This window comes from Sulfitobacter sp. AS59 (assembly GCF_038899995.1).
In the GTDB taxonomy this organism is placed as follows: Bacteria; Pseudomonadota; Alphaproteobacteria; order Rhodobacterales; family Rhodobacteraceae; genus Sulfitobacter.
In genome coordinates, this window is sequence record NZ_JBBMQK010000009.1 from 14978 (window position 1) to 37619 (window position 22642).

Annotated in this window: 22 protein-coding genes; 11 read left to right on the top strand and 11 right to left on the bottom strand. The window is 58.1% G+C overall.

Going from position 1 to position 22642, the window contains the following annotated elements; all coding sequences use genetic code 11:
• Positions 1-3 precede the first annotated feature (3 nt).
• Together WNY39_RS16100 and WNY39_RS16105 are read left to right on the top strand one after the other, a co-directional pair.
• Positions 4-882 carry an acyl-CoA thioesterase II gene (locus tag WNY39_RS16100; RefSeq protein ID WP_342847154.1) on the top strand — a complete coding sequence of 293 codons (879 nt, stop codon included), beginning with the start codon at positions 4-6 and terminating at the stop codon, positions 880-882.
• Positions 879-1934, top strand: coding sequence for an amidohydrolase family protein (locus WNY39_RS16105; RefSeq protein WP_342847156.1), 1056 nt, complete (start codon positions 879-881; stop codon positions 1932-1934). Before WNY39_RS16100 ends, WNY39_RS16105 begins: the two co-directional genes overlap by 4 nt.
• 21 nt (positions 1935-1955) lie before the next feature.
• Here WNY39_RS16105 and WNY39_RS16110 read toward each other — a convergent pair whose 3' ends face one another.
• The 8 genes from WNY39_RS16110 to WNY39_RS16145 form a co-directional block, all read right to left on the bottom strand.
• Positions 1956-2327 carry a VOC family protein gene (locus WNY39_RS16110; RefSeq protein ID WP_342847157.1) on the bottom strand — a complete coding sequence of 124 codons (372 nt, stop codon included), beginning with the start codon at positions 2325-2327 and terminating at the stop codon, positions 1956-1958.
• Entirely contained in the window at positions 2324-3115 is a 792-nt protein-coding gene (locus WNY39_RS16115; RefSeq protein WP_341235770.1) for an SDR family oxidoreductase, read from the bottom strand. The genes WNY39_RS16110 and WNY39_RS16115 overlap by 4 nt, the downstream gene beginning before the upstream one ends.
• A 9-nt stretch (positions 3116-3124) precedes the next feature.
• Complete coding sequence (locus tag WNY39_RS16120) at positions 3125-3892, bottom strand: SDR family oxidoreductase (protein WP_342847159.1); 768 nt, start codon at positions 3890-3892, stop codon at positions 3125-3127.
• Positions 3889-5175, bottom strand: coding sequence for an acyl-CoA dehydrogenase family protein (locus WNY39_RS16125; protein WP_342847283.1), 1287 nt, complete (start codon positions 5173-5175; stop codon positions 3889-3891). The genes WNY39_RS16120 and WNY39_RS16125 overlap by 4 nt, the downstream gene beginning before the upstream one ends.
• A gap of 57 nt (positions 5176-5232) precedes the next feature.
• On the bottom strand, positions 5233-6012 hold the full coding sequence (locus WNY39_RS16130; RefSeq protein ID WP_342847161.1) for an enoyl-CoA hydratase-related protein: 780 nt from the start codon (positions 6010-6012) through the stop codon (positions 5233-5235).
• Positions 6009-7301: a 3-hydroxyacyl-CoA dehydrogenase NAD-binding domain-containing protein gene (locus WNY39_RS16135; protein WP_342847162.1), complete on the bottom strand. Its 1293-nt coding sequence runs from the start codon at positions 7299-7301 to the stop codon at positions 6009-6011. Before WNY39_RS16135 ends, WNY39_RS16130 begins: the two co-directional genes overlap by 4 nt.
• 30 nt (positions 7302-7331) lie before the next feature.
• Positions 7332-9023 (bottom strand): class I adenylate-forming enzyme family protein, encoded by a 1692-nt coding sequence (locus WNY39_RS16140; RefSeq protein ID WP_342847164.1) that lies wholly within the window; start codon positions 9021-9023, stop codon positions 7332-7334.
• A gap of 305 nt (positions 9024-9328) precedes the next feature.
• On the bottom strand, positions 9329-9796 hold the full coding sequence (locus WNY39_RS16145) for a DUF3237 domain-containing protein (protein ID WP_342847165.1): 468 nt from the start codon (positions 9794-9796) through the stop codon (positions 9329-9331).
• A 134-nt stretch (positions 9797-9930) separates the two neighbouring features.
• Between WNY39_RS16145 and WNY39_RS16150 the strand changes: the two genes are divergently transcribed.
• A complete protein-coding gene (locus WNY39_RS16150; protein ID WP_342847167.1) occupies positions 9931-10413 on the top strand; it encodes a MarR family transcriptional regulator in 483 nt (160 codons plus the stop codon).
• Between the two features lie 49 nt (positions 10414-10462).
• Here the strand turns inward: WNY39_RS16150 and WNY39_RS16155 are convergent, their stop codons facing one another.
• Positions 10463-11506, bottom strand: a complete 1044-nt coding sequence (locus WNY39_RS16155) for a TRAP transporter substrate-binding protein (protein ID WP_342847169.1) — start codon at positions 11504-11506, stop codon at positions 10463-10465.
• Between the two features lie 78 nt (positions 11507-11584).
• Positions 11585-12367, bottom strand: coding sequence for a crotonase/enoyl-CoA hydratase family protein (locus tag WNY39_RS16160; RefSeq protein WP_342847171.1), 783 nt, complete (start codon positions 12365-12367; stop codon positions 11585-11587).
• A gap of 112 nt (positions 12368-12479) precedes the next feature.
• On the opposite strand from WNY39_RS16160, the gene WNY39_RS16165 reads away from it, so the two are divergent.
• On the top strand, positions 12480-13352 hold the full coding sequence (locus WNY39_RS16165; RefSeq protein ID WP_341235779.1) for an amidohydrolase family protein: 873 nt from the start codon (positions 12480-12482) through the stop codon (positions 13350-13352).
• 6 nt (positions 13353-13358) lie between these two features.
• Here the strand turns inward: WNY39_RS16165 and WNY39_RS16170 are convergent, their stop codons facing one another.
• Positions 13359-14549: an amidohydrolase family protein gene (locus WNY39_RS16170; protein WP_342847173.1), complete on the bottom strand. Its 1191-nt coding sequence runs from the start codon at positions 14547-14549 to the stop codon at positions 13359-13361.
• 129 nt (positions 14550-14678) lie between these two features.
• Between WNY39_RS16170 and WNY39_RS16175 the strand changes: the two genes are divergently transcribed.
• The 7 genes from WNY39_RS16175 (at position 14679) to WNY39_RS16205 (ending at position 22640) form a co-directional block, all read left to right on the top strand.
• Positions 14679-15485 (top strand): ferredoxin--NADP reductase, encoded by an 807-nt coding sequence (locus WNY39_RS16175; RefSeq protein ID WP_342847175.1) that lies wholly within the window; start codon positions 14679-14681, stop codon positions 15483-15485.
• Positions 15486-15572: 87 nt separating this feature from the next.
• Complete coding sequence (locus WNY39_RS16180; protein ID WP_342847176.1) at positions 15573-16409, top strand: xanthine dehydrogenase family protein subunit M; 837 nt, start codon at positions 15573-15575, stop codon at positions 16407-16409.
• On the top strand, positions 16409-19156 hold the full coding sequence (locus WNY39_RS16185; RefSeq protein ID WP_342847178.1) for a molybdopterin cofactor-binding domain-containing protein: 2748 nt from the start codon (positions 16409-16411) through the stop codon (positions 19154-19156). Before WNY39_RS16180 ends, WNY39_RS16185 begins: the two co-directional genes overlap by 1 nt.
• Positions 19149-20636 (top strand): 6-hydroxynicotinate reductase, encoded by a 1488-nt coding sequence (locus WNY39_RS16190; RefSeq protein ID WP_342847180.1) that lies wholly within the window; start codon positions 19149-19151, stop codon positions 20634-20636. Before WNY39_RS16185 ends, WNY39_RS16190 begins: the two co-directional genes overlap by 8 nt.
• Positions 20633-21490: a UPF0280 family protein gene (locus WNY39_RS16195; RefSeq protein ID WP_342847182.1), complete on the top strand. Its 858-nt coding sequence runs from the start codon at positions 20633-20635 to the stop codon at positions 21488-21490. The genes WNY39_RS16190 and WNY39_RS16195 overlap by 4 nt, the downstream gene beginning before the upstream one ends.
• Positions 21475-22059: an amino acid synthesis family protein gene (locus WNY39_RS16200; RefSeq protein ID WP_342847184.1), complete on the top strand. Its 585-nt coding sequence runs from the start codon at positions 21475-21477 to the stop codon at positions 22057-22059. The genes WNY39_RS16195 and WNY39_RS16200 overlap by 16 nt, the downstream gene beginning before the upstream one ends.
• Positions 22056-22640 (top strand): amino acid synthesis family protein, encoded by a 585-nt coding sequence (locus WNY39_RS16205; RefSeq protein ID WP_342847186.1) that lies wholly within the window; start codon positions 22056-22058, stop codon positions 22638-22640. Before WNY39_RS16200 ends, WNY39_RS16205 begins: the two co-directional genes overlap by 4 nt.
• Positions 22641-22642 lie beyond the last annotated feature (2 nt).

Consider the following 22642-nt stretch of genomic DNA (forward strand, 5'->3'; position numbering starts at 1 on the left):
CCCATGACAGACGTCGCCCGCCAATTGCTTGAACTGCTCGATATTGAACAGCTTGAGGTCGATCTGTTTCGTGGCATCGGGTCGGGTGGGGAAACCACCACGCGTATCTTTGGCGGCCATGTTATCGCGCAGGCGCTTATGGCCGCCTATCGCACGGTGCCCGACCGGATGTGCCATTCGCTGCACGCCTATTTCATTCGCCCGGGCGATCCGTCTATTCCGGTGATCTATCAGGTCGACCGCGCCCGCGATGGTGGCAGCTTTACCACCCGCAGGGTCGTCGCGATCCAGCATGGTAAACAGATTTTCAACCTGTCTGCGTCTTTCCATGTGGAGGAAGAAGGCTGGGATTATCAGCACGCCATGCCTGACGTGAAAGGCCCCGAACATTGGCTGGACCGGCCCGACCTGCGAGAGCCTTACATTCAGAAAATCCCCGAAAAGCACCGTGCTGATTTCCTGCGTGAGCGCCCCATAGAAATCCGCGAGGTCGATCCGCGCGATCTGTTCGAGCCTGAGAAAACCTCGGACAAAAACTATCTTTGGTTCCGCATGGAAGCGGCCAAAGGCCAATCGCCGATCATGCAGCAATGCCTGCTGGCCTATGCGTCCGATATGAACCTGCTGGGATCATCGCTGCGCCCGCATGGGCTGACGTGGTTTCAGGGCAAGGTGATGACCGCCAGCCTTGACCACGCCATGTGGTTTCACGCCCCCATCGATTTTTCCGACTGGCATCTCTACGAACTGGACGCGCCGTTCACAGGTGGCGCGCGCGGATTTAACCGCGGGTTGATCTACAACCAAAATGGCCAGTTGGCCGCCACCACGGCCCAAGAAGGCCTGATGCGCCCCTATAAAAAGAGAGACCCTTCCTCATGACCGAGACCGGTGGCCGCTATCCGGGATGGCGCCCCGGTATTGAACTTCGCGATGATTGGTTGGGTTTGGTGACTGAGGAGATAATCGACCCTGAGCGCGAGATCGTGGACCCGCACCATCATCTGTGGCGGCACGGCACCGATGAAAACCCCGCAGTCTACGAGATGGACGCGCTGTGGCGCGATACCGGGTCAGGGCATAACGTTGTACAAACCATGTATATCGAATGCCGGTCGTATTGGGATTTGGACGCACCCGCACATCTGCAATCCGTCGCCGAAACGCGTGAAGTCGCGCGGATGGCGGCGACCGCCGGCGCGGGACAGGCCAAGATCGCAGGCATCATCGGGCAGACCGAACTGGTGCTTGACTCCGCGCTGCTGCATGAGGCGCTGGATGCCCATACCGAGGCGGGGCAGGGCTTGTTCAAAGGCATCCGAAACTCCGGTGCGCGTGACCCTGAACCTGCCAGCCTGGCCATTCCGGGGCGTGGTGTGCCGAACCAATATGGCGACCCAGATTTCAGACGCGGTGCTGCGATCTTGGGCGAACGCGGGCTGACGCTGGACAGTTGGCATTATCACCACCAGCATCAGGAGTTCCTTGATCTGGCCCGCGCGGTGCCGGGCACGACGCTGGTCCTTGACCATTTTGGCACGCCATTGGGCGTTGGCCGTTTTGAGGGCAAGCGCGACGAGATTTTCGAGGTATGGAAGGATCACATGGCCGAGCTGGCCGAATGCCCCAATGTGATGGCCAAGCTGGGCGGCTTATGTATGCCCGACAACGGCTATGGATTTATGCACCGCGATCTGCCGCCATCATCAGACGAGATCGTGGAGGTACAGGGCAAATGGTATGCACATATGCTTGAGGTTTTCGGCCCAAGCCGCTGCATGTTTGAAAGCAACTTTCCCGTGGACCGTACTGCTGTCAGCTATCCGGTGATTTGGAACGCGTTCAAGAAGATGTCGGCCCATCTAAGCGAGGCCGAGAAGACAGCACTGTTTTCGGGCACGGCGCGCAGGATCTATAATCTGCCGCCCGCGTGACGCGGACGGCAGTTGGTTCGCTTAGGCAAACTTGAAAAAGCAGATCTTATTGCCATCATGGTCGCGCACATAGGCACCGTAAAAACGGTCCGGAACCCGCTGACCCGGAGGGCCATCACAGGTCGCCCCCAACTCGATCGCGCGGGCATAGATTTCGTCGACCTCTGGTTTGGTCTCTGCGGTAAAGGCCACCATCACACCGTTGCCGGGGGTAGGGGCCTCTTTGTTATAGGGTTCGCAGACCGCGATCATCGGCGTGCCACGACCCGTCCCGATCATCGCAAGGCGCCCGACATCTACCAGTACCTTGGCACCCTTGCTCTGGAACAGATCACAATAAAACTGTTTGGCGCGTTCCATGTCGGTTGTGCCGACCGTTGTGTACCCGATCATGACGATGCTTTCTTTGGGTTGCGAACGTCGCCAAACTGACGGTTCAACTTGCGCATCCCACCAATCCAACGATCATAGTTGTCGGTTTTCTTGCGCATGTAATCCAACACCTGCGGGTGCGGCAGAACAAGGAACGTTTCATTTCTGATCGTCTCGACGCAGGCTTCTGCGACGGGTTCAGGCTCTAACATGCCGTCCAGAGCCGCTACAGATTCCTCGTGACCGCGGGTCATTTCGCTGCGCACGGCCTGTGGGCACAGAACCGAAACTTTAATCCCGTCATCACCATGGGTCATCGCGAGCCATTCAGCCAAGGCAACAGCGGCATGTTTTGTGACACCATACGGCGCGCAGCCGACCTGGTTTAGCAGGCCAGCGGCTGAGGCGGTGTTTAGCAGATAGCCGCCGCCCCGTTCGGTCATACGTGGCACCAGATGACGTGCGGCCCAGACATGGGACATCACATTGATATCCCAAATACGCTGCCAATCATCGTTTGAGACATCGACGCCACCCGCCGTCAAAATACCAGCGTTCGAGCAGAACAAATCGATCGGACCGATATCAGCCTCGACCGCTTCGATCATGTCCGCGATCTCTTGTTCGACACCAACGTTTACGCCAAACGCGACGCCACCGATGCTGTCTGCCACCTCTTGCGCGCCGTCCTTGTTCAGATCGACGCAGACAACTTTCTTGGCACCCTCAGCAGCAAAGCGAATGGCCATAGCCTTGCCGATACCACTTGCGGCACCGGTGACGACGACAATTTTATCCTTCAGTTCCATATCAGCCCCTCACGTCCACATGTTTGACCCGCCACACACGGTCAGCGCCTGACCTGTCATGTAGCGGCTGGCATCAGAGGCCAGAAAAACAGCAAGGCCCGCGAAATCTTCGGCCTCGCCCAAGCGGCGCAGCGGGATCTCGTTTTTGATGCGGTTCTCGACTTCGGGATTGTCCCACAGCTCGCGCGCGAATTCGGTTTTCACCAGCCCGGGGCAGATCGCATTAAAGCGAATGCCTTTGGGACCAAATTCCGCCGCAAGGTTCCGCACAAGGCCGATCAACGCCAGCTTGGACATGCCATAGGTGCCCAGCATGACCGACGGTTTGAACGCCCCGATAGACGATGTGAACGCCATGGAGCCTGCGCCTTTTTCGACCATGTCAGGGGCCACCATTTGCGCCAGCCACAGGTTGGACTGCACATTGGCATTCATGGTTTTCTGATAGGCGTCGTCGGGAATTTCCGACGTGGGGCCGTAATACGGGTTTACGCCCGCATTGCCGATCACGATGTCGATTTTTCCAGCCAGCTCGTGCGTTTTATCGACCAACGCTTGCAGTTGATCCTTGTAGCCGACGTTGCAGGCCACGCCATATGCCTTGCCTTTGCCAAGCGCGTTAATCTCGGCCGCAGCAGTATCAAGCTGATCCTGCTTGCGCGCGGAAATCACCACGGTCGCGCCATGTTCGGCAAGGGCGGTGGCCATCGCCAACCCCATGCCTTTGGAGGCGCCGGTTAACAGCGCCACCTTTCCGGTTAGATCAAACAGGGTCATACGCCCCCCCGTGTCCGGCCTGTGGCGATTTCCTCGCGGGCGCGGGATGTGCGCAGGTTGGATTCTTTGTAGTCCTTGACCTCGGCGCGGGCGATAACATGGTGGTGTACCTCATCGGGGCCATCCGCATAGCGCAAGGTGCGCTGCGATGTGTACATGCCGGACAACGGCGACCATTGCGAAATACCGGTCGCACCATGCACCTGCATGGCTTGGTCGATGATGTTGCAGACTTTTTCCGGCACCATTGCCTTAATCATGCTGACCCAGATGCGGGCTTCTTTGTTGCCCAGAACGTCCATCGCCTTGGCGGCCTTAAGAACCATCAGGCGCATGGCTTCAATCTCGATCTTGGCACGGGAAATGGTTTCCATGTTTTTGCCCAGATCGATGATCTTTTTGCCAAAGGCTTCACGGCTCAGACCGCGTTCGATCATCAGATCCAACGCCTTTTCCGCCGCGCCGATAGAGCGCATGCAGTGGTGAATACGACCAGGTCCAAGACGGACTTGGGAAATTTCAAAACCTTTGCCCTCACCCCACAGGATGTTGCTTTCTGGTACGCGGACGTTGGTGAATTTGATGTGCATGTGACCGTGTGGTGCGTCGTCGTGACCAAACACGTGCATGGGGCCAATGATTTCGACGCCGGGGGTGTCGATCGGCACCAGAATTTGCGACTGCTGACGGAAAGGTTCAGCGTCGGGCGATGTTTTCACCATTGTAATCATGATCTTACAACGTGGATCGCCGGCACCGGAGATATAATATTTCTCGCCGTTGATGACCCATTCGCCATTTTCAAGCACTGCCGAGGTCGAGATGTTTTTCGCATCCGAGGACGCCATATCAGGTTCGGTCATCGCAAATGCCGACCGGATTTCACCGGCAAGCAGCGGCTTGAGCCATGTGTCTTTTTGCTCCTGCGTACCAATGCGTTCCAATACTTCCATGTTGCCGGTGTCAGGCGCGGAGCAGTTCAGCGATTCAGACGCCAGCGGGCTCTTGCCAAGCTCGGCCGCGATGTACGCGTAATCAAGGTTCGACAGACCTTCGCCAGTTTCGGCATTGGGCAAGAAGAAGTTCCACAGCCCGCTTTCGCGCGCTTTCTTTTTGGCAGTTTCCAGCAGTTCCAACTGGCCCGGTGCATGGGACCAGCGATCGGCGCGCCCTTCACCAAGGCGGAAATATTCATCTGTAATCGGATCGACATTTTCGCGGATATGTTTGATTACGGCAGCCAAAAGCGGCTTGGCCTTTTCAGACATTTCCAGATTGTTCATTCCGGCCATTGCTTCGTTATGTGACATTCGGTGCCTCCCGGCTGTTAATTTCGGCTATTATTTGTTGACCCAATTGGGTTTGCGTTTCTCGACAAAGGCTTGCACGCCTTCTTTGAAATCTTCGGTTTGCGCCAGATCACCTTGAACCACACGGCTGTATTCAAGGCTTTCGGGCAGGCCTTCGGCCACGTTCATGCTGTTCAGAATACGTTTGGTCGCTTTGACCGACGACGGCGAGACAGAGCAGAGCTGTTCCGCCAGGTCCATTGCGCGCGCCATCAGCTGATCGGCTGGCAGCACCTCGTTACAGCACCCCAGTTTCAACGCTTCGGCGGCATCAATCGTACGGCCCGTCAGCATCAGTTCCTGCGCGGCAAGGCGCCCGATGTAGCGTGACAAACGCTGCACACCGGAGGCAGAGGCGAAAAAGCCGACTTTAACTTCGGGAAGCGCGAACTTGGCCGTATCAGCGGCAAGGATAATGTCGCATGACAGTGCGGTTTCAAAACCGCCGCCCATGGCAAACCCGTTCACGGCGGCGATGATCGGCTTTTCCAGATCAAAGCGCGAGGACAGACCGGCAAAGCCCGTGGGTGCCAGCGTTTTCTTGGACCCGCCCGATGCGGTCGCCTTGAGGTCATTGCCGGCAGTAAAGGCTTTGTCACCCGCACCTGTCAGCACCGCGACCCACAGGTCTGGATCAGCGGCGAATGCATCCCAGCAATCGCTCATTTCCTGATGCATCTCGGCATGAACGGCGTTGTACACTTCGGGCCGGTTCATGGTGACGATCAGGATATGACCTTTTTTCTCAGTCTTGATGAATTCATAGCTCATGTTTTCAGCCCTCCGGTATCAATCTCGGTAAATTTTCCGCCGTTTTTCGCCAGATCCCGCAGCAATTGCGCGGGGGCAAAGGCGGGGTCTTCTGCGCCCAAACGTTCCATCACGTCCAGCACGGCCTGCGCGCCAACCATATCGCCATAGAACATCGGGCCGCCCTTGTCGGCGGGCCAGCCATAGCCGTTCAGCCAGACCACATCGATGTCCGACGGGCGCTGCGCCTTGTTTTCCTCAAGGATTTTGACGGCCTCATTGATCATTGGATAGATGCAAATTTCGATGATTTGATCGGCGGACATTGATGATGCTTCCGCACCAGTGATGTCTTTGATCACGTCTGCAACCACATCCGACGGGATCGGGCGGCGGGCTTCGTCATAGTCATAAAAACCGGCTTTGGTCTTCTGGCCGCGACGGTCCATCTCGCACAGCGCATCCCGGATCGGGTTGTCGGTTTTGGCCCCTTTGGACCAACCGATATCAAGGCCCGCAAGGTCGGACATCTGGAACGGACCCATTTTAAACCCAAATGCGTTCAGCGCAGCATCGACATCCCAAGGCATCAAGCCTTTGGCCAGCAGTTTGTTCGCCTGAATTTGGCGGGCAAACAGAATACGGTTGCCCACGAAACCGGGGCAAACACCCACCAGCGCCGCGATCTTGTTGATCTTTTTAGCAAGGTCCATCGACGTCGCGACCACATCATCTGCCGTGTGTTTCGCACGGACGATTTCCAGCAGCTTCATCACGTTCGCAGGAGAGAAGAAGTGTAACCCGATCACATCTTCGGGGCGTTTCGTCATCGCCGCGATTTCGTCGATGTTCAGCGCCGATGTGTTGGTCGCCAGAATGGCACCGGGTTTCATCACGCGGTCAAGCTCGGTGAAAATTTTGCGTTTCAGCTCCATGTTTTCGAACACGGCTTCGATCACCAGATCGCAATCAGCAAGGGCAGAAATTTCAAGCTGGCCATTAAAACGATCCATCCGCGCTTCGACTTCGTCTTGTGGGAAGCGGCCCTTGTCACTGCTGCGCTGATAGTTGCCGCGCACAACCTTTAAACCACGATCCAGCGCCTCTTGCGTGGTTTCGACGATGGTCACAGGAATGCCCGCCGTGGCAAAGTTCATCGCGATGCCGCCGCCCATGGTGCCGGCACCGATGATGCCGACCGATTTAATCTCGCGCAGTTTGGTGCCCGCAGGCAGGTCAGGAACCTCCCAAGCGGCTTTACCGGCAGCGCCAATATAGGCACCGATTTCTTCGTCTGTGGGGTGGTTCATCTGTCTTCCTTTCAGCAAAGGCTCAAGGGCCTAAAGTTCCAGACACGCGGCGCGGATCGCACGGCGGTCAATTTTGTCGGTGGCACCACGGATCAAAGGCCCGTCTTGGCACCACAATTGTTCGGGGATTTTGAATTTCGCAATATGACCATCAAGATGTGCGGCCATCTCGGCAGGGGTCATCATCTTGCCGCTGCGGGTCTGCACTGCGGCGCCGACGACTTCGCCCAGACGTTCGTCCGGCACGGAAAAGGCGCAGGCCTCGATCACGTCGGGATGCGTGTGCAGCGCCCCTTCGACATCCAAACAAGCAATGTTTTCGCCGCCCCGAATGATGATGTTTTTCTTGCGATCCAGAATGGTAATGAACCCTTCTTCGTCGATCACACCCAGATCACCAGTGCGCAGCCAGCCGTCTTGCATGGTTTCGGCGGTGGCGTCGGGCTTGTTGAGGTAACAGCGCATGTTAGCTGGGCTTTTGACGGTGATTTCACCCAATTGGCCAACCGGCACGTCATTGCCGTTATCATCCAGAAACCGCACGTCTTGCAGCGGCGGGTGCAGCTTGCCGGCGGCATTGGGGCGTTTGTTATATTCCTCGCCGACCATGCCGATACCAAGGGCGTTGGTTTCTGTCATGCCCCAGCCGGTCGCAATCTCGGCGGCAGGAAACTGGTCTTGCAACTGTGCGACCTGGGCGGCGGGGCGTTTTGCACCACCGGCACCCAGCCATGTGAGCGTGGGCAGGGCTTCGCCCATCAGTTTTGCGGCCTCAAGCAAATCGGCGGACTGCGTAGGAACACCCAGAAACCGCGTGACTTTTTCACGGTTGATCACGCGCACGGCTTCCTCTGCGTCCCATTTATGCAGCAGCGATATCTTGGCCCCCGCTGGCAGGCTGAGCAGGAACAGGGGATGCGTTGCAGTGACGTGGAATAGCGGCGTCACAACCAGCCCCGAAGGGCGGGGCGGTTCAGGATCGCCGGGCTGCGGCGGGTTCACCAAGGGGGCGGCGACCGCCTGAATAAGCCAGCTGAATACGGCACTGACAGCGCTGCGATGCGTCTGCACGACGCCCTTGGGTTTGCCGGTGCTGCCCGAGGAATACATGACGGCAAAGTCGTCATCGGTGTCCAGGGTGATCCCGTCAATCGGCGTGTCAGGCATATTGGCGGCGAGTGTGGTTAGCGAATGATCAGTCATCCCCTCGCCATCGCGCACACCGATCAGACGCAGGCCAAGACTGTCTTGCAGCGGCAACATACGTTCCAACCGCGGGCCATCGGCAAAGATCGTTTTCGCGCCGCTGTCTTGCAGGGCGTAGTCCAGCTCTTCTGTCGTCCACCACGCATTGACGAACACCACCACAGCGCCCGCAGATGCGATGGCGAGTGTGAGCATAAGTAGTTCGGGGTAATTGCGCATGGCGATGCCGATACGGTCGCCTTTCTGGACGCCCAAGCTGTCGCGCAGCGCGTGAGAGATACGGTGCACCTGCGCGCAAAATTCATCATAGGTCCAGCGTTCATCCTGATAGACCAGAAATTCAGCAGCACCGTTGTCATGTTGTTCGCGGCTGGCCAGCATCAATGCGGCAACAGTACCGGGAATGTTCTTAAACGTGCGATACGTAACACCGCGTACATCTGCCTCAACAACCTCAAAGGTCGGGTTGGTGGCAACGGTGTGGCGAATGGCCTCCTCCATCGTCATGCCCGTCATAAACGGCCACCCCGCATTGGCAGTCCTTCCGATTTCTCGGCCATATATCCCCCTCCCTAAACGAGCCTTTGCGAACACTCCTCCACGATTGTTCGCGACTCTGATTTGCGTAGCCTAAGCCGTAAAATCCCATCTGCCAATACCGCATAACGGAACGAAGTTCCGCAAACTGACATTTGGCAGGATTTGGCGGGTCTTACCCCTGTGCCATGGCTTGATCTGCGCAATACTAGCGAAAACTGAACATGCTTGCCCCCAGAAAGAAAGCACTTCTTTACGTCACGGGGGAATTTCAGCGCCCGACGTCAGTCAATCGCAAACAAGGACATTTGCACCAACCCGTTTAGCCGTGCGCCGTTTCCGACAAACAAGGTATGGTTCACCCAATCATAGCGGGTATCGCCTGTCTCGAGCCGGGCGTGGGTACGCATATAATAGGCACCCGGCGGCACATCTTCGCCACGTACCAACGCATCCAGCACATCGGCTGGGCCATGCCTATAGCCATAATTCTTGATCTCGATGGTCGCCCCGTCATCGGTTTCGATGGCGTAGCGCGTATCAAGTTCGGTCAATCCGCTGGCAAATTGGGTTTGCCAATCCGCCCCTACATTCAGGATTTTACCGTTGATTGCGGGCCCTTTTGCACTGCCGCCAACGATGGGAATAATCCGGCGCACCCCGGCACGGCCTTGGTTCATGTGCCGGATCGGGTCCAAGGTGACGATAAGGTCGGTCACATGGCGAAGGGGCGGGGCAGGCAAAATAGACATGTGTTTCCTAAGCGGCATATGGGTTGATCCGATCATGCAATGACGGGGCCGACACGAACAAGCCCTCGCATCGGCCTTGCAAAAAATCATTGGTTCGGAATACTGTTCGGTGTCAGAACATAATGGGGCACGTAATGAGCAAACAAGCGGACACTTCGACGGGCGCGCGCCAAAACAGCGAATTACTGTCCCCCATCTGTAACAGTGCCCTTCCTGATTTTACCGGCTATCTGATCAAACGCAGCTGGGTCACCATCCAAAGGGATTTACGTGAATTACTGCTGGGTTTTGGCCTAAGCCAGCGCAGCATGTCCGTGCTCTCCGTTGTCATTGGGAACCCGGACATCAACCAAAGTGACGTCGCCGCCGCCTTGTCTATCGAACGGTCAGGGATGGTGGTTATCGTCGACGAATTGGAAGGCTTGGATTTGATCCGTCGCGAACGGGCGCTTTCCGACCGTCGGGCCTATGCGCTGCGGGCCACGTTGAAAGGGCATCAGCTTCATGACCGGGTGCGCGCAGCGATTATTGCCCACGAAGATCGCGTTTTCGCCAACATCAGTGCAGCTGAACGTGAAAACCTGCATGCAATACTGCTAAAGCTGGTCGAAGACTGATCGCGCCGCGCGAATGAGAGGCGACCCGATATGGGCCGCCTCTGCAAAATCACATGTCTGACTTGTCTTTGATCAACGCCTTGGCCCGATCAATCAGCGCCTGACCGTCAAAGCCTTTGCCTTCAGCTTCTGCCACCCAACGCTGGATCACGGGCTGGGCCGCTTCCTTGAAACGGGCAACTTCGGCGGCGTCCAGTTCGATGATGTTATTCCCGTTCTTCACCGCAATCTCGCGACCCGGCGCGTCATAATCAAACATCACCTGTGCCGCGAATTTGCTAAGCACGGCACCCGATTCCTGATCAATCGCCGCACGCTGTTCGTCGGATAGGGATTCGTATTTATCCTTGTTCATCACCAATACAATTGTCGCCGTATAAAGCGATTCTGGACCCGTGAATTCAGTGTGGTTGGTCACCAGTTCGGTCAGACGGATCGACGGGGTCACTTCCCACGGGATCACGGTGCCCTCGACCACACCTTTGGACAACGCCTCGGGTATGCCGGGCAGGGGCAGACCCACGGGCGTCGCGCCCAGTTCAGAGAGCATGTCGTTGATCACCCGTGTCGGGCCGCGCAGTTTTTTGCCAGCAAGATCTTCCAACTTGGTCACAGGTTCCTTGGTGTGGATCACACCGGGGCCGTGCACCCATGCGCCAAGAACCTTCAGGTCTTTGTATTCACCGGCTTGCAGATCATCTTCGACCAATTGCCAGAAAGCCTCTGACGTCGCGATGGGATCGGTCATCATAAAGGGCAGTTCGAACACTTCGGTCTTGGGATAGCGGCCAGGGGTATAGCCCACGACGGTCATCGACATATCAACGACGCCGTCAATCGCTTGGTCCATCAGCTCCGGCGGGCGGCCGCCAAGGGACATACCATCGAAATGTTCGATTTTCAGGCTACCGTTCGACGCCGCTTCGACGCGTTCGGCCCATGGCTTGAGAATATGTTTTGGCACGGTCGCAACCGGGGGCAAGAATTGGTGCAGGCGCAGTGTTGTTGTTTCGGCCGACGCAGTCGTGCCTGCAAACATGCCGCTTGCGAAAACCCCCGCCGCCACGGTTTTAATCAAAGAACGTCTATCCATCGTTTCCTCCCAGAGTTGATGATTCAGCTTTGTGCTGCTTATAAACTGCCGCAAGGTGCGCGACATTTTGCCAGTCTGCTAGCGAAACTTAGGGGCCCGCTTTTCCAAGAACGCGCGCAAGCCTTCGTCAGCGTCGGGACCTGACTGCGATACCGCCGCGCTCAGGCTTTCGACATACAGACCATCCGCCTTTGACATATCGTCAATGCGGCTGATCGAATTGATCATCATGTAATTGGACATGGGTGCGTTGCGCGCGATCTTGCCGGCCAAATCCATGGCAAGGGCCAGCGCTTCGCCTTCGCCCACTGCGTAATGCGCCAGCCCCAGCTGCACCCCTTCTTCAGAGTTGAACTTGCGGCCTGTCAGCATCATTTCGGTCATCCGGTCGGCCCCAAGGATACGGCCCACACGAACGGTGGCACCGCCCCCCACAAAAATCCCGCGACGTCCTTCGGGAAGCTGAAAGATCGTTGAAGGCTCTGCAATGCGGACATGGGTGGATGTTGCCAGCTCCAGCCCGCCGCCGATGGCCGCCCCAAAGATTGCTGACACAACCGGCAGCCCGCCAAACTGGATCATGTCCATCACTGCGTGCCAGCTGCGCGAATGATACAGCGTTTCCTCGGTCGACCGTTTGACGTGCTCGCTTAGGTCTAGGCCGGAACAGTAATGCCCGGCGGTTCCGGTCAGCACGACGGCCCGCGCGTCTTTGGGCGGATCCATGAAAAATGCCTTGAGTGCGCCAAGCAAATCATCGTTCATTGCATTACGTTTGTCCGGGCGCGTCATGGTCAGCACGGCGATGTTACCTTGCAGGTCAACATTCAGAACATCGGGGTTGGCAACGGCTTGGGTCATGGCGGCATCATCCTTGGGACATTTAATTTAGGTGAATAGAACAATTGTTCTATTGAATAGCAATATATTTTGTACCAAAGTTGCACAAAGCCTAAGCAGGGGAGCGACCTTAATGATCGACTTTGACAAAATCCGTGCCATCGATTTTCACACGCATGCCGAAGAACCCTGCGGCTGCCATTCTGACGACGGCTATGACGATTTGCAGTCGACCATGGCCAGCTATTTCGGTGCCCCTTGGCAGCACCCCCCGACCGTTCAGGAAACCGCAGCGCATTACCGCGAACAAAATATCGCCGCTGTCATCTTTCCCGTCGATGCAGAGCGTGAAACCGGATACCGCCGTTATAAAAACGAAGAGGTGGCAGCCATCGCAGCTGAAAACGACGACGTGCTGATCCCCTTTGCGTCAATCGACCCGTGGAAGGGCAAGATGGGCGTGCGCGAGGCACGGCGTCTGATCAAAGATTTCGGCATTAAAGGGTTCAAGTTCCACCCCACGATGCAGGGGTTTTTCCCCAATGACCGCATCGCATACCCATTGTACGAGGCCATCGCCGAAGAGGGCGGCATCGCGCTGTTTCATACCGGCCAAACCGGCGTCGGATCAGGCATGCCCGGCGGCAACGGCATGCGCCTGAAATATTCAAACCCGATGTATATGGACGATGTCGCAGTTGATTTTCCCGACCTGAAAATCATCCTCGCGCATCCCAGCTTTCCTTGGCAGGAAGAGGCGCTTTCGGTCGCGCAGCACAAACCTAACGTCTATATCGACATGTCTGGCTGGTCGCCGAAATATTTCCCAGACATTCTGGTGCGCTACGCCAATTCGATCCTCAAGAAAAAGATGCTGTTCGGGTCGGACTGGCCGATGATCTCCCCCGAACGCTGGCTGAATGATTTTGAGAAGATCGCAATCAAGGACGAAGTGCGCCCGCTGATCCTTAAGGAAAACGCGATGCGGTTGTTGGGGGTCAGCTAGGGGCGCTTACGCCCCTACTGTTCCTTTCACCAACTCCGGCAGGCGTGTCGCAGGCGGGGTGTTCCGGCTGCGCAGACTGCGCACGACACCGTCAATCACGGTCATGCCAACGCCGGGCAGATTGCCCAGTTGCACCGATTCCAGCAGGTTCTTACCCGGCGCGTGCTGTGCCTGATCCATCACGACGAAATCGGCGCATTTGCCAACCTCGATCAAGCCGGTATCCAGCTTGCGTTGCCGCGCGGTGTTACCGCTGCCAAAGCAAAACGCGATCTCGGCAGGAACGTCGCCCAGTGATGACAGCAAGGCCACCATCCGCATGATCCCCAAGGGCTGCACGCCAGAGCCTGCAGGCCCGTCCGTGCCTAATATCAGCTGGTCCAACTTATCCAATTCGCGTGCGGTATTCAGCGTCAGCAATGCCGCGCGTTCGTTGCCGTTATGCACAATCTCAAGCGCGGCTTGGCAGCCTTCGCAGATGCAAATGATCTGATCGTCCGGCAGGGCAGTATGCCCGCCATTGATATGGCCGACCACATCTGTACCGGTTTCCAGCACCATATCCGCATCGATCAACCCTGATCCGGGGATCGACGGGCCGCCAGTGTGGATCGTGCTTTGCATGCCGTATTTACGCGCCCAGCCAACCATCTCGTTCGCGGTTTTGCCGTCCTTGACGGTCCCCAGGCCAACCTCGCCAATCAGCGTCACGCCAGCTTCGCCCATTTGTTTGAAATGATGCTCCTCCAGCCCTTGTTGCAGCAGCGGTGCCCCTGCGTGCACCTTGACGCCGGACGGGCGGAAATTTTCGTACCAGCGCTGCGCCGCAATCGCCATTGCGACGGTACCAACAGGATCGTTGGGCCGCCCGGGCATGTGGACTTCGCCCGCCGAAATCAGCGTCGTCACGCCCCCGTGCAGGGTCGAATCGATCCACCCCAATTGCTGCTGGCGCGGGGTGTAGTCGCCAACGACCGGATGCACATGGCTGTCGATCAAGCCGGGGGAAAGCGTGGCACCATGGGCGTCGACCTCGGTCGTGGCCCCCTCGCAATCCAAGTCCTTTTCCTTGCCCCATTCAGTGATCTTGCCATCAATCGCGATCAGGCAATCCCCGTCTAGGATCGGTTCTTCCATCTTGCCAGACAGGATCATGCCAATATTGCGGATCACAAGCTTTGCGGGGGTGTCTGACATGGGGTCGCCTTTCAATCAGCTGGGTTTCATTTGAACGCTAACAGAAAAACCAGTCCGATCAAGATGAAACGCTTGACAGATAATCATATGTATACAAACAATATCAGAAATCGCAAAAAGGACGCCCCGATGCAGATAGCAGCAACACTCGACACCCCGTTCCCAATACCTGCAGGCGTCTTTGCGCAAACAGTGACCCAAGTGGAACATTACACGGACAGCCTGTTCCGCTTTCGCATCACGCGCCCGGACAGCTTTCGCTTTCGGTCCGGTGAATTTGTGATGATCGGCCTGCCCAATGCGGAAAAGCCGTTGTTCAGGGCCTATTCCATCGCCTCCCCCTCGTGGGATGAGGAGGTCGAGTTCTATTCGATCAAGGTGCCCAACGGCCCGCTCACCGAACACCTGCAAAAAATGCGGGTTGGGGACACGGTCCTGATGCGGCGCAAACCCACGGGCACGCTGGTCAATGACGCGCTGTTGCCAGGCAAGCGGTTGTGGATGTTCGCCACGGGCACCGGGGTCGCCCCTTTTGCGTCGATCATCCGCGATCCGGAAACATACGAGAAATTCGACGACCTAATTTTGTGCCACACCTGCCGCACGGCGGGCGAGTTAACTTATTCGCGTGATCTGGTCGAAAGCCTTAAGACGGACCCCTTGATTGGTGAATTTGCCCAACGGTTGACCCTATACGACACGCTGACACGTGAGGATTGGCCGCGCATGGGACGGCAGACAGATTTGCTGGCCTCGGGCAAGATTTTTACCGATTTGGGCCTGCCACCCATCAACCCTGAAACCGATCGCGGTATGATCTGCGGGTCGATGGAAATGCTCGCCGATACAAAGCGGGCGCTCGAAGGGTTCGGCCTTGAAGAAGGTGCCAACAACCGTCCCGCCACTTTTGTGGTCGAAAAGGCATTTGTGGGCTAACGCGCAGGCGAATTGATTTGACAGAATCCGCTGCATCGAATTCTTATTAGTACACCAACGACTTTTGGCAGATAGGAGCACGCCCCCATGAGCTATATCACCGCGACCACGCTTGAGGATGCGCTGACGGCTTTGGCGGCAGGGCCTGCGTCGGTGATTGCTGGCGGCACCGATTGGTTTCCCGCCCAAGGCGACCGCCATTTTGATGGCACGCTCATCGATATCTCGCGGCTGGCCGATTTGCGCGGCGTGACAAAAACGGACCGGGGGTGGCGCATTGGTGCCGCGACCACGTGGACCGATATTATTACGGCCGATTTACCGCCTGCTTTCGACGGGCTGAAACTGGCCGCGCACGAGGTCGGGTCGGTTCAGATCCAAAACACCGGCACCATTGCGGGCAACCTTTGCAACGCATCCCCCGCGGCCGATGGGGTGCCGCCGCTGCTCACGCTCGATGCCTCGGTCGAGCTGACCTCGCCCCAAGGCACCCGCGAGATGGCATTATGTGATTTTCTGCAAGGGGTGCGCAAAACCGACCGTGCGGCGGATGAAATTCTGACGGCGATCCATATTCCCGATCTGCCAGACGGGTCCAAGGGCGCTTTTGTCAAATTGGGTGCGCGCAAATATCTGGTCATCTCGATCTGCATGGTGGCGGTCGTGGTGCAGGTTAAGGATGGCACCGTCACTGACATCCGCGTTGCCATCGGCGCGGCGTCCCCCGTGGCGCAGCGGCTAACGACGTTGGAAACTGCATTGCGCGGATTGCCAGCAAAGGGGCTAACCAATGCGATCACCGATGATCTAATCCACGGGATCACGCCCATTTCGGATGTGCGCGCCACAGCTGACTATCGTCAAACAGCAGCAACACAGGTCATTCGCCGTGCTGTTATCCTGGCCTTGGAAGGGGATGCCTGATGGATAAATCTGCTGCCACGATGGCCACGTCGTTCACGCTGAACGGTGAAATCGTCCAAGTCGATCCGACCGCGGGCGAACGGCTGTCCCATTCCTTGCGGGAACGGCTGGACCGCAAAGATGTCAAGATCGGGTGCAATGCGGGCGATTGCGGGGCCTGCACCGTATTGGTTGATGGCGCACCGGTTTGCGCCTGTTTGATGGCCACGCAACAGGCAACCGGGCGCAAGATCGAAACCCTTGCCGGGCTGGTCAAAGCAGACCCAGATGCCCAAGCGTTGATGGAAAGCTTTCAACACCACCAAGCGGCCCAATGCGGGATTTGCACGCCGGGGATGATGGTGTCTGCCGTGGCTTTGCTGCGTGCCACGCCCCAGCCAAGTGACGCGCAGGTCCAAGACGCGCTTGGCGGTGTTTTGTGTCGCTGCACCGGCTATCGCAAGATTATTGATGCCGTCGTGGGTGCCCACACCGCCGATCAACTGGTTCAAGCGCCCTTCGAACTTGGCCATAACGCGCGGCGCTTTGATGGCTTGGCCAAGGTGGATGGGTCCGAGCGTTTTGGCGATGACGTCGCCCCCGCCGGTGCGCTGGTCGCCCGTGTGATCCGGTCGCCCTATCCCTCGGCCAGCTTTACCTTTGGTGATATTGATCTTTGGCAGGCCAATCACCCCGGGGTAGAGACTGTTCTTACGGCAAAAGACGTGCCCGGCCTAAACGCATTTGGCGTCATTCCCGGATTTATCGATCAGCCAGTATTCGCCGTTAACCACATTCGTTTCCGTGGCGAAGCGGTTGCCTGCGTTGTCGGTGATGCTGATACGATGGCGATGCTGGACATCGCGGGCTTTCCCGTCGAATGGACCCCGCAAACCACGCTATCCGACATTGGTGATGCACTCGCCCCCGATGCCCCACTGCTGTTTGAGGACCGCAAAGGCAACATTATGTGCGGCGGTTTTGTGCAATGCGGCGATGCGGATGCGGCGCTTGAGGCGGCGGATGTAACCGTCGAGGCGTCCTATAAAACCAGCTTTGTCGAACATGGCTATATCGAACCCGAGGCTGGATTTGCCGAGATGGTTGATGGCCGCCTGCATGTCCACGCTTGCACCCAAGCGCCGGGCATGGACCGTGAAACGCTGGCCTCGGTTCTGAACATGCCGATGGCCGATATTCGCATCGTTCCGACGGCCGTCGGGGGCGGGTTCGGGTCCAAGATCGACGTGTCTTTGCAGCCGTTTATCGCTTTGGCCACGCTGAAAACCGGCCGTCCCGTGCGCATGACCTATTCGCGAAATGAAACGATGAAATCGACGACCAAACGCCACCCGGCCCAGATCAATATCAAGCTTGGGGCCAAGGCAGATGGCACCTTATCCGGTATGCGTTTTGACGGCGATTTCAACACCGGTGCCTATGCCAGTTGGGGGCCGACGGTCGCGAACCGCGTGCCGGTTCATGCCTCTGGCCCGTACCACATTCCCGATTACCGTGCGCGCAGCAGGGCCGTGCATACGCATTGCCCACCATCAGGCGCGTTTCGTGGTTTTGGCGTCCCTCAGTCAGCGATTGCGCAGGAAACCGCCTTTGACCTGCTCGCTGAAAAGCTGGGGATCGACGCGCTGGACTTCCGCCTGAAAAACGCGCTGGACGACAATGTCCCAACCGTCTGCGGGCAGGTGTTCACCCAAGGTGTGGGCATCAAACCCTGCCTCGAGGCACTGCGCCCAGCTTGGGAAATGGCCAAGGCGGAATGCGCCGAATTCAACGCGACGCATAGTGGGTTTAAACGCGGCGTCGGTATTGCCAGCGCATGGTACGGTTGTGGGAATACGTCACTGCCGAACCCGTCAACGATCAAGGCGGGGGTACGTGCCGATGGCACGGTCGTCATGCACCAAGGGGCGATGGACATCGGCCAAGGCTCTAACACGGTCATTCCACAGATATTCGCCAAGGCGCTTGGCGTGTCGATTGACGGCGTGACCCTGCTCGGTGCCGATACCGATATTACGCCAGACGCCGGTAAAACCTCCGCTTCGCGCCAGACCTTCGTGTCGGGTAACGCCGCCCTGAAAGCGGGCAAAACCCTTCGCCGCGAGATACTCTTGCAAGCCAACGTGGGCCCTGATGCGACAATCACCCTTGAGGGCGGCAAAGTGACCGTGACCGATACGGGGCAGGCGCAGACCCTTGACCTGTCACGGCTTGAACCAAACGCTGATGGCTATGTGTTGATGGCCCAAGAAACCTATGACCCGCCCATCAAACCGCTGGATAAAAACGGGCAGGGTATCCCCTATGCGCAATTTGGCTATGCCGCGCATCTGGTGGTAGTCGAGGTCGATATCGCCTTGGGCCTCTGCAAACCTTTGCGCTTTGTTGCTGCCCATGATGTGGGGCGTGCAATCAACCCACTGCTGGTCGAGGGGCAGGTGCAAGGCGGCATTGCCCAAGGTCTGGGCATGGCGCTGATGGAGGAATATATCCCCGGCCGTACCGAAAACCTGCACGACTATCTAATCCCCACAATTGGCGATATTCCCCCGATTGAGACACTGATATTGGAAATCGCAGACGCCCATGGCCCCTATGGTGCCAAAGGTTTGGGCGAACATGTGTTGATCCCGACGGCCCCTGCGATATTCAACGCCATCTACCACGCGACGGGCGCGAAAATGACCCACGCCCCTGCAACCCCCACGCGCCTGCGTGCTGCCCTACAGGAGGCCAGACATGCCTGACGATCTGCGCGACGCCAAGCCCGCCAAAATTCGCTGCGACGCCTGTCCGGTGATGTGTTTCATCGCCGAAGGAAAATCCGGCGCCTGTGACCGCTATGCCAATCATGCGGGCGAATTGGTGCGTCTTGATCCGCTGACGGTGATCCAATCGGGGGCCAAGGCCGTCGCGTTTCTGGATCAGGGCAACAACGCGCAAGACTGGGATGGCGATGTTATTCAAGGTGGGCGCGATTTTGTGACCGCCGTCGGCGCGGGCACGACCTATCCGGACTATAAACCCGCCCCCTTTATCGTCAGCCAAGAGGTCGAAGGCGTCGATATGGTCACCGTGGTGACCGAAGGGATATTTTCCTACTGCGGGGTCAAGGTAAAGATCGACACGGACCGTCACATTGGCGACGAACGCGCCGTGGTGCGGGTGGATGGTGAGGCCATCGGCCATGTCATGACCTCCGAATACGGGTCGAAAATGCTGTCCTTGGGTGGGGTTGAACACCTGACCGGCGGGTCCAAGAAAGAGGGTCGCGTGACCTGCGATGCGTTGCTGCGTCTGTGCAATCGCGATGCGGTTGAGATGACGATTGATGGTGGCGTGACCATGGTGGTCGAGGCGGGTAAAGCGCCCGTTATCAATGGCACGCCGGAAAAGCTGATGCGGGTTGGCTGTGGATCAGCGACCATCGGCATGTTCGCCAAACAATGGCATGGCCACGTGGACGAGGTCGTTGTCGTCGATGACCACATCACCGGTGTGCTCAGTGAACACGAGGCGGGCAAGGGATTGGACATGACCCCGTCAGGCATCCGCATCAACGGGCGGAGGTCCACGCCGGGCCGCTATTTTCAGGTCGCGGATCCCGGCACCGGCTGGGGCGGAACCGATGTAGAAGACCCCCTGACCATCCTGCGCCCCGCTGATCCCAAGCGGGCATGGCCCGGGCTGCGGTTGCTGATGATCTCGACCACGGGGGAGCAGTGGGCGTACTTCACCCTCGATGATGATCTTGAGCCACAACCGGCAGACATCACCCCCGAACTGCTCACCGTTGCCGAACGCATCGCGGAAAACTGCGAACCATCGCTATGTTCGGTTTTGTTCATGGGCGGTGCGGGTGGCAGCTTGCGCGCCGGCGTCACGGAAAACCCTGTGCGCCTGACACGGTCCGTCAAGGAATCGCTGACCCATGTATCTTGCGGCGGGGCCGCCGCCTATGTCTGGCCCGGCGGGGGGATCACCGTCATGGTTGACGTGATGGACATGCCCACGAATTCCTTCGGCTATGTCCCCACACCTGCTTTGGTCGCGCCCATCGAATTCACCCTGCGCCGCGAGGATTACGGGACCCTTGGCGGCCACATGGAACATATCCAACCTGTCGGCGATGTTGTCACCAGCGACGTGCGCCGCGTTGCGCAACAAGCGCTGCAATCCGATCCGAACGCCCGTGAAAACTATGGCTGGTCAAAGGGCGACACATGAACGCACACGCCGCCCTTTTGCCCGGTGACAGGTTGCATCTGTCACATGGGCCAATTGATCTGATCATCGGCGCAGATGGCGCGCGCGACCTTGCGTATCGCGCCGCATACGCGCGGTTTGAGACTGTTTTGACTGAGCTGATGGACGAGCTTCCCCTGTTACGCCAACCCGTCGGCACCAAACCAACCGGTAAAATTGCCCGCCGTATGTACCGCGCCGCGCTACCCCATGCCGACGGCCTGACCACGCCAATGATCTGCGTCGCTGGTGCCGTGGCCGAGGAAGTGCTGGCAGCCATGGTCGATGCAACTGACCTGACCCGCGCCTATGTGAACAACGGCGGCGATATCGCCCTGCACCTGACGGAAGGGACCACATTTAACATCGCCGTTGCCTCGCCGGATGGCCAAAACCTAGGCACCGTCGCGATCGCCAGCACCGACCCCATTCGCGGCATTGCTACAAGCGGGCAACGTGGGCGCAGCCTCAGCCTTGGGATCGCAGACGCCGTAACCGTGCTCGCGCGGTCTGCTAGCACAGCAGATGCAGCGGCGACAAAGCTGGGCAATACCGTTGATCTGCCGGATCACCCCGCCATCAAACGCGCACCCGCAAACAGCTTGCGCGACGATACCGATTTGGGCATCGCGCCCGTCGTCACCCATGTGGGCATGCTTTCCCAAACAGATGTTGCGCGGGCCCTTGAACGCGGTGAGACTGCGGCCAACGGGATGCGCACGGCGCATCTGATCCACGGTGCGGGGCTGTTCCTACAAGGGCAGAACCGAACGCTGGGACTGCCCGAAAGAATGAAACACATACAGAAAGACCCGCACCCATGCCTGACGTCATAATCCGCAAGATGGTCACCAGTATCGAGGAAATCTTTCACGAAGGAGGGCCGCGCGCCAACACACCGCTGAAACGCGGATATGTGATGGCGGTCATCCAAAACCCCTATGCAGGGTCTTATGTCGAGGACATTCAACCCTTTATGGAGGACCTCAAACCGTTGGGTGTCGAGATGGCGCAAAAGCTGCTGGCCGCCCTTGGGGTAGATGCAAAACAAGTCGAAGGGTACGGCAAAGGGTCCATCGTCGGCACCGGCGGGGAGTTGGAGCATGGCGCGCTTTGGCATGCGCCGGGCGGCTATGCGATGCGCGATGTATTGGGCGGGGCCAAGGCAATTGTGCCATCTACGAAAAAGGTCGGCGCAGCTGGGGTGCGGCTGGATGTGCCCGTCACCCATGTCGACGCGTCCTATGTCCGCAGCCATTTCGATTCAATCGAAGTTGGGCTGAACGACAGCCCGCGCGCGAACGAGATGGCCGTGATCCTGGTCATGACCACAGGGGCGCGAGTACATAGCCGGGCAGGGGGCTTGGACGCCCAAGACATCAAAGGGGAGGATGGATTAAGATGAGCGCCGAAATTCGCAAAATCGCCGTTTGGGTCGAAGAAACACACCGCGAAATCGGGCAGGTTATATCGCCCGCAACCCGCAAGGCCGTCGCCGTCGCGGTGATCAAAAACCCTTTTGCAGGCTCCTATACCGAAGACCTGACGCCTTTGATGGATATCGGGGCCGAATTGGGCGGGTTGCTGGGCGATAAATGCGTGGCCGCCCTTGGGATCGAACCGGCAGAGGCCGAAAGCTATGGCAAGGCCGCCATGGTCGGCGAGGGCGGAGAGCTGGAACATGCCGCCGCAATTTTGCATCCAAAACTGGGCGCGCCCTTGCGTGTGGCTGTTGAAAAGGGTGCCGCCCTTGTGCCGTCATCGAAAAAGATGGGCGGACCGGGGCAGGTGCTGGACGTGCCATTGGGTCACAAAGACGCCGCGTATGTGCGCAGCCATTTCGACGGGATCGAGGTGCGTTTGAACGATGCGCCCCGCGCCGACGAGATCATGGTCGCCGTCGCCGTAACCGACAGCGGGCGGCCTTTGCCGCGCGTGGGCGGGCTGACACATGCGGACGCCGAAGGCAAAGATGGCCTGCGATAGGG

What these genes read in the sequence shown, in the direction of transcription:
- WNY39_RS16100 (WP_342847154.1), top strand. Translation starts at nt 4, where the DNA reads ATGACAGACGTCGCCCGCCAATTGCTTGAACTGCTCGATATTGAACAG.
- WNY39_RS16110 (WP_342847157.1), bottom strand. Translation starts at nt 2,327, where the DNA reads ATGATCGGGTACACAACGGTCGGCACAACCGACATGGAACGCGCCAAA.
- WNY39_RS16155 (WP_342847169.1), bottom strand. Translation starts at nt 11,506, where the DNA reads ATGGATAGACGTTCTTTGATTAAAACCGTGGCGGCGGGGGTTTTCGCA.
- WNY39_RS16175 (WP_342847175.1), top strand. Translation starts at nt 14,679, where the DNA reads ATGCAGATAGCAGCAACACTCGACACCCCGTTCCCAATACCTGCAGGC.
- WNY39_RS16160 (WP_342847171.1), bottom strand. Translation starts at nt 12,367, where the DNA reads ATGACCCAAGCCGTTGCCAACCCCGATGTTCTGAATGTTGACCTGCAA.
- WNY39_RS16185 (WP_342847178.1), top strand. Translation starts at nt 16,409, where the DNA reads ATGGATAAATCTGCTGCCACGATGGCCACGTCGTTCACGCTGAACGGT.
- WNY39_RS16165 (WP_341235779.1), top strand. Translation starts at nt 12,480, where the DNA reads ATGATCGACTTTGACAAAATCCGTGCCATCGATTTTCACACGCATGCC.
- WNY39_RS16180 (WP_342847176.1), top strand. Translation starts at nt 15,573, where the DNA reads ATGAGCTATATCACCGCGACCACGCTTGAGGATGCGCTGACGGCTTTG.
- WNY39_RS16200 (WP_342847184.1), top strand. Translation starts at nt 21,475, where the DNA reads ATGCCTGACGTCATAATCCGCAAGATGGTCACCAGTATCGAGGAAATC.
- WNY39_RS16190 (WP_342847180.1), top strand. Translation starts at nt 19,149, where the DNA reads ATGCCTGACGATCTGCGCGACGCCAAGCCCGCCAAAATTCGCTGCGAC.
- WNY39_RS16195 (WP_342847182.1), top strand. Translation starts at nt 20,633, where the DNA reads ATGAACGCACACGCCGCCCTTTTGCCCGGTGACAGGTTGCATCTGTCA.
- WNY39_RS16120 (WP_342847159.1), bottom strand. Translation starts at nt 3,892, where the DNA reads ATGACCCTGTTTGATCTAACCGGAAAGGTGGCGCTGTTAACCGGCGCC.
- WNY39_RS16170 (WP_342847173.1), bottom strand. Translation starts at nt 14,549, where the DNA reads ATGTCAGACACCCCCGCAAAGCTTGTGATCCGCAATATTGGCATGATC.
- WNY39_RS16150 (WP_342847167.1), top strand. Translation starts at nt 9,931, where the DNA reads ATGAGCAAACAAGCGGACACTTCGACGGGCGCGCGCCAAAACAGCGAA.
- WNY39_RS16125 (WP_342847283.1), bottom strand. Translation starts at nt 5,175, where the DNA reads ATGAACAATCTGGAAATGTCTGAAAAGGCCAAGCCGCTTTTGGCTGCC.
- WNY39_RS16140 (WP_342847164.1), bottom strand. Translation starts at nt 9,023, where the DNA reads ATGACGGGCATGACGATGGAGGAGGCCATTCGCCACACCGTTGCCACC.
- WNY39_RS16135 (WP_342847162.1), bottom strand. Translation starts at nt 7,301, where the DNA reads ATGAACCACCCCACAGACGAAGAAATCGGTGCCTATATTGGCGCTGCC.
- WNY39_RS16205 (WP_342847186.1), top strand. Translation starts at nt 22,056, where the DNA reads ATGAGCGCCGAAATTCGCAAAATCGCCGTTTGGGTCGAAGAAACACAC.
- WNY39_RS16130 (WP_342847161.1), bottom strand. Translation starts at nt 6,012, where the DNA reads ATGAGCTATGAATTCATCAAGACTGAGAAAAAAGGTCATATCCTGATC.
- WNY39_RS16145 (WP_342847165.1), bottom strand. Translation starts at nt 9,796, where the DNA reads ATGTCTATTTTGCCTGCCCCGCCCCTTCGCCATGTGACCGACCTTATC.
- WNY39_RS16115 (WP_341235770.1), bottom strand. Translation starts at nt 3,115, where the DNA reads ATGGAACTGAAGGATAAAATTGTCGTCGTCACCGGTGCCGCAAGTGGT.
- WNY39_RS16105 (WP_342847156.1), top strand. Translation starts at nt 879, where the DNA reads ATGACCGAGACCGGTGGCCGCTATCCGGGATGGCGCCCCGGTATTGAA.